This is a genomic window from Streptococcus oralis (assembly GCF_023109315.1).
Lineage (GTDB): Bacteria > Bacillota > Bacilli > Lactobacillales > Streptococcaceae > Streptococcus > Streptococcus oralis_BS.
This window is the reverse complement of sequence record NZ_JALDUF010000015.1, coordinates 1-4,225: the sequence shown is the minus strand read 5'-3', so window position 1 is coordinate 4,225 and position 4,225 is coordinate 1. Positions and strand designations below refer to the sequence as shown.

At 36.4% G+C, this 4,225-nt stretch carries 6 protein-coding genes; 5 read left to right on the top strand and 1 reads right to left on the bottom strand.

The window, feature by feature from the left end; all coding sequences use genetic code 11:
• Together M1F74_RS10030 and M1F74_RS10025 are read left to right on the top strand one after the other, a co-directional pair.
• Positions 1 to 202, top strand: a 202-nt coding sequence (locus M1F74_RS10030; RefSeq protein WP_247947025.1) for a hypothetical protein, incomplete at its 5' end; no start/stop codon positions are given.
• A gap of 4 nt (positions 203 to 206) precedes the next feature.
• Complete coding sequence (locus tag M1F74_RS10025; RefSeq protein WP_084868978.1) at positions 207 to 488, top strand: hypothetical protein; 282 nt, start codon at positions 207 to 209, stop codon at positions 486 to 488.
• A gap of 237 nt (positions 489 to 725) precedes the next feature.
• Here the strand turns inward: M1F74_RS10025 and M1F74_RS10020 are convergent, their stop codons facing one another.
• Complete coding sequence (locus tag M1F74_RS10020; RefSeq protein ID WP_084868977.1) at positions 726 to 1,253, bottom strand: hypothetical protein; 528 nt, start codon at positions 1,251 to 1,253, stop codon at positions 726 to 728.
• A 78-nt stretch (positions 1,254 to 1,331) separates the two neighbouring features.
• Here M1F74_RS10020 and M1F74_RS10015 point away from each other — a divergent pair, with 78 nt between their 5' ends.
• The 3 genes from M1F74_RS10015 to M1F74_RS10005 all read left to right on the top strand — a co-directional run bounded on the left by M1F74_RS10015 (position 1,332) and on the right by M1F74_RS10005 (position 3,991).
• The gene (locus M1F74_RS10015; protein ID WP_049537192.1) at positions 1,332 to 1,538 is read left to right on the top strand and encodes a hypothetical protein; all 207 of its coding nucleotides are present in this window, start codon (positions 1,332 to 1,334) and stop codon (positions 1,536 to 1,538) included.
• 1,148 nt (positions 1,539 to 2,686) lie between these two features.
• Positions 2,687 to 3,565, top strand: coding sequence for a replication initiation protein (locus tag M1F74_RS10010; protein WP_084868980.1), 879 nt, complete (start codon positions 2,687 to 2,689; stop codon positions 3,563 to 3,565).
• 21 nt (positions 3,566 to 3,586) lie between these two features.
• A complete protein-coding gene (locus tag M1F74_RS10005) occupies positions 3,587 to 3,991 on the top strand; it encodes a hypothetical protein (RefSeq protein WP_084868979.1) in 405 nt (134 codons plus the stop codon).
• Positions 3,992 to 4,225: the final 234 nt, after the last annotated feature.

Sequence of the window (4,225 nt, the reverse complement as noted above, 5' to 3'; positions counted from 1 at the left end):
GGCACGTGATATCAGTTTCCCTTATGCTCTTTTGGAGGCTAGAAAGGTAAATTACCTAGTAAAAACTAAACAAGGGGTTTGGGGGCTCCCAAAAATCAGTTTTCATTTTGAAACTGACCCAGCATGTGGTAAACTTACTGGTAAGTTGATAGCCATATGCTACGCTTGCCACAACGATATTATGCTAGTAAGGAGGTTTTAAAGTCATGTCAGATTGGAAAACACTAAAAGAGGTCGCAGAGGAGTTAGGGATATCAAAAGACCTGGTAAAGTATCACAGAAAAAATTTAAATATTTTCCAGGTTGAACAAGAGGACGGAGTGTATCGTATATCTCCTTCAGGAGTAGATGAGATTCGTTCTCGACTGAGAAAAGATAGCTATGATGCCACGTTTGAAGAAAAGGTCATGCGCCGTCTTGGTATGATTGAAAAACAGCAAGAATTGATATACGAGTTATTACTTAAAACATTAAACGAGCGTAAATAGCCCGTAGAGGCGTTCTAGGGTGTGGGGTAGCATATTTATATAGCTGATTGGAGAGGAAGGTCATTGGTTATGAAATGCAGTTCACTGATAATCGATAACCAACCATTGCTGAAGTGATACAACAAGCAACAGAGAACAGCCACCAAACCAAAATAAAAAAAGAATTTAGGAACCAGCTCCTAAATTCTTTTTTTATTTTATTTTTTCTGTTTATTTTTAAGATATATTTATATTTTGTTACTTAACGTATCTCCAATAAAAGTATATCCCTGTTGAAGTTGGATTATCTCTATCTGCAACAACTACATACTCCAATCCCCATCCATTTCTTGCAGCTGTCCGAAATGTTTCTTGAGAAAAAGAACGTAAAACTGAATATATACCTCCTACATAAGGAAGATATCCCATCAAGTCACCTATAGGGTCACTTGAATTTACGATACTTTGGACTTCGGAATGACTTAATCGTTTTATTACAGTTCTCATAACAGTTCTGTCCATTGATTTTCCGTCAGTTTCGATGACTTTCAAAATATCTTGAGTAATTCTCTCTTGTTCTTCAACGCTTAAATCAGTAGATGCAAAAAGTTCGTCTAAACTATAAAAAACATCCTCTTCAAATTTGACTTGATTAGTCTGGAGTCTTGCAACATGAGATTTCGGTAGGGGTGTCACACTTTGTGCAAAGACAAGAGACGGCGAAGTAAGACTAAAAGTTAATATACCTGCAGAAATAGCAGTTGCAAAAAATTTAGTAGTTTTCATGAGCTTTTCTCCTTTTTATTTGTATTCGCTTACATCGTATCATATAATAGTATTGTGGTAAAGAAAGAAGGTATTCTTATGTGGAAAAAATATTTTTCAAAATATAAATGGACTGATTTATTCTGGATACTATTTGTGATTTTGTCATCCCTCTTGATGGGTAATAATACTCTTTTCCCCCTTACCCATCAAGATATCTCTTATTATGGGTGCTATTTGGGAATTACACTTGCATCATTTCACTTATTATTCATTGATAAATTTTTTATTTCTAACAGGAAGTAATTGAAAAAGTAAAAGGTGGATAAGGCGAATATGAAGTGTATTACTAACCTTTATTGAAACTTTACCGATGGAAGAGAATATTGATTGAGAAATCAGCCTCTATTCAGCTAGTAAGGCATAAATGGCAAGTATTTTGGTAGCACCTCAATCTCCAAACCGTGAACTGTCTCAATAGTTTTGGACTATGAGTTTTACTCAAAGCGTTAAACGAGCGTAAATAGCCCCTAGAAGGCTTATGGGCGCTCGTTTTTAGTTTTAGGTTGGATTCTATAGTTTTGATATTAAAATGCGTTAGAGGGGAAAATATGGCTTCTGAGAGCGTCTGAGCGATTTATGCCGTGAAAGCTATTTGACAACAAGCTAGGTCAAGTTAGACTGGTTAGGACGGATCAGTCTGAACTTTGTTCAGCTGCCCGACAAACCAAAGACTAACGACCTAGGTTACTTGTTGTCAAATAGACCATGGAATAAAGCAAGCAAAGAAAAAGATTATCATACTTTGCTTTTTAGAAAAAGGTCATGGTATAATAGCAATATTCTGGCACTAAGCCTTCGAAAGGAGGTGTTTAGCATGTTAGAACTCATTACTCTTCTTGTTGTTATCCGAGTAGTGTTGCCCTTAGCGTACGAGTTGGGGAAAGCCTATGGGATGAAGTGGATTGAAAAGCGCTTCGATGACAACAAGGAATAGTGTCACTTTTCACGAACGCTAGTGTGTTGTAGCTGGCGCAAAAAAAGCACCCTAAGTCTTGGCGGACAGGGTGCTTTTCGTTTAGCGTGATGAACTCACTACTCTTGTTGTTGGTTAAATTATAACATATTTTTGCTAAATAGTAAAAATTAGGGTTAATTTTTGATAGATAGCTTGATTTGTAATTAGGGAATAGAGGAGCGAACGAAGTGAGACCCTTTTTATATATATTTAATTATATTTTATATATATTTAAGGCTCTTAAAAGCCTTAGAGCGGCAAGGGATTTCAGCTTTTATAGGGTACAAAATGTGCAGACTTAGGGTACAAAATGTGCAGACTTAGGGTACAAAATGTGCAGACTTAGGGTACAAAATGTGCATATTGAAATACAAAATATATATTGTCTTTTAATTTAAAGTATGATATTATAAAGACAATAAACGGAGGTGTCTTTATGACTGGCGAGGTAGTAAAATATCACAATGATTTAAATACAGTTGTTATGCGGACATGGACCGCAGAAGAGATGAATTTCTTTTTCACGATACTGACAAAAGCAAAAGAACAAGGTTTGAAAAAGCTCGTGTTTGATACTGACGAGTTAAAGTCACTTGCTAGTTCATCTAGAAAGTATCGTTGGGAAGAGACGATAACTACAGCAGTTAAAAAAATTGGACAGCTAACTTACTTTGAGCAATCTGAGAGAAAATTTAGAGTAATGACTTTGTTTGAAATATTTGAGGTGGACTTAGAGAAACGGACAATCGAAGTTAAGGTGTCCGCCAATTTTGACTATATTTTGAACAAGCTAGAAACTCAGTTTACACGGTATGAGCTAGAAGAATTCACCTCCATTCGCTCAACCTATGCCAAAACTATGTATAGACTTCTCAAGCAATGGAGAACACTGGGACAGAAAGAGTTCTCTGTTGAGGATTTGAAACGGATATTAGATACCCCGAAAACATATAGACCTAGTGAGATTGATAGACTTGTATTAAAACCTATTCTGAGCCAACTTTCCCCTTATTTCCAAAATCTAAAGGTTAAAAAAATCAAGTCAAACAAGCGTGGCAATCCAGTTCTAGGCTACGAGTTCACTTGGAATCCTGAAATGTCCGAATCGTATGTTCCAAATAAATTTAATAAGCCAAAATATAAGCAGAAAAGCAAGTCAAACGTGCCTAGTTGGTCAAATACTGATTACGTGAACATGACAAGCGAAGAGACAAAAGCCGAATTGGAACGCAAAAAGCAAGAAATGTTGGCTAGACTGAATAGTTCAGAATCTCATGAAGTTCAAACAGACATTTATGATTTTTTAGACCAATGAACGCAGAAAAGGAACAACAAAATGACAGAAAGAGCAGAACTAATAAACGATATCGAAAAATTAAAAGCTGAAAGAAATAGATTATTAAGGCAAGTAGAAGAAGCTGAGCAGTGGGAAAGTACTGCATGGGATAGTTTTAATGCCTTGGCTGACCATCTACAAGCTACAGAGAAAAAGCAGGCTATTGCCCAAAACTATTGGGACAGTTCTCGAAGCGCTATTGAACTTCAATTTGAATTCGTGGCTAGTCAAATTGCTCGAGTGAAAAAAGTGTTGGATAAAAAACGTTATGAGTTACTAGAGGGTGAAATCGACGAGTTGATGAAAGAGATTGCTGAATTAGCAGACGTTCTCGGTTTGGAGATTGAGGAACTGCCAAAATACTTGCCGTTTTATACCTTACCAGCTGAAGAGATTGTTGATTGAGAAATCAGCATCTCTTTTTTTGTGTGTATCTGTATGAGATAAGAGTGTGTTAAAGTGTGAGATAGTCAAAAAGGGTGATAAACAGGATAGTGTGTGTAAGTAGGCGAAGCCGAGAAAATTACCGGTACCGAAAACGTTGATACTATCAACATATCACGGCACGTGATATCAGTTTCCCTTATGCTCTTTTGGAGGCTAGAAAGGTAAATTACCTAGTAAAAACTAAACAAGGGG

Coding starts and splice junctions, on each gene's coding strand:
- M1F74_RS10020 (WP_084868977.1), bottom strand. CDS start 1,253: ATGAAAACTACTAAATTTTTTGCAACTGCTATTTCTGCAGGTATATTA.
- M1F74_RS10015 (WP_049537192.1), top strand. CDS start 1,332: ATGTGGAAAAAATATTTTTCAAAATATAAATGGACTGATTTATTCTGG.
- M1F74_RS10005 (WP_084868979.1), top strand. CDS start 3,587: ATGACAGAAAGAGCAGAACTAATAAACGATATCGAAAAATTAAAAGCT.
- M1F74_RS10010 (WP_084868980.1), top strand. CDS start 2,687: ATGACTGGCGAGGTAGTAAAATATCACAATGATTTAAATACAGTTGTT.
- M1F74_RS10025 (WP_084868978.1), top strand. CDS start 207: ATGTCAGATTGGAAAACACTAAAAGAGGTCGCAGAGGAGTTAGGGATA.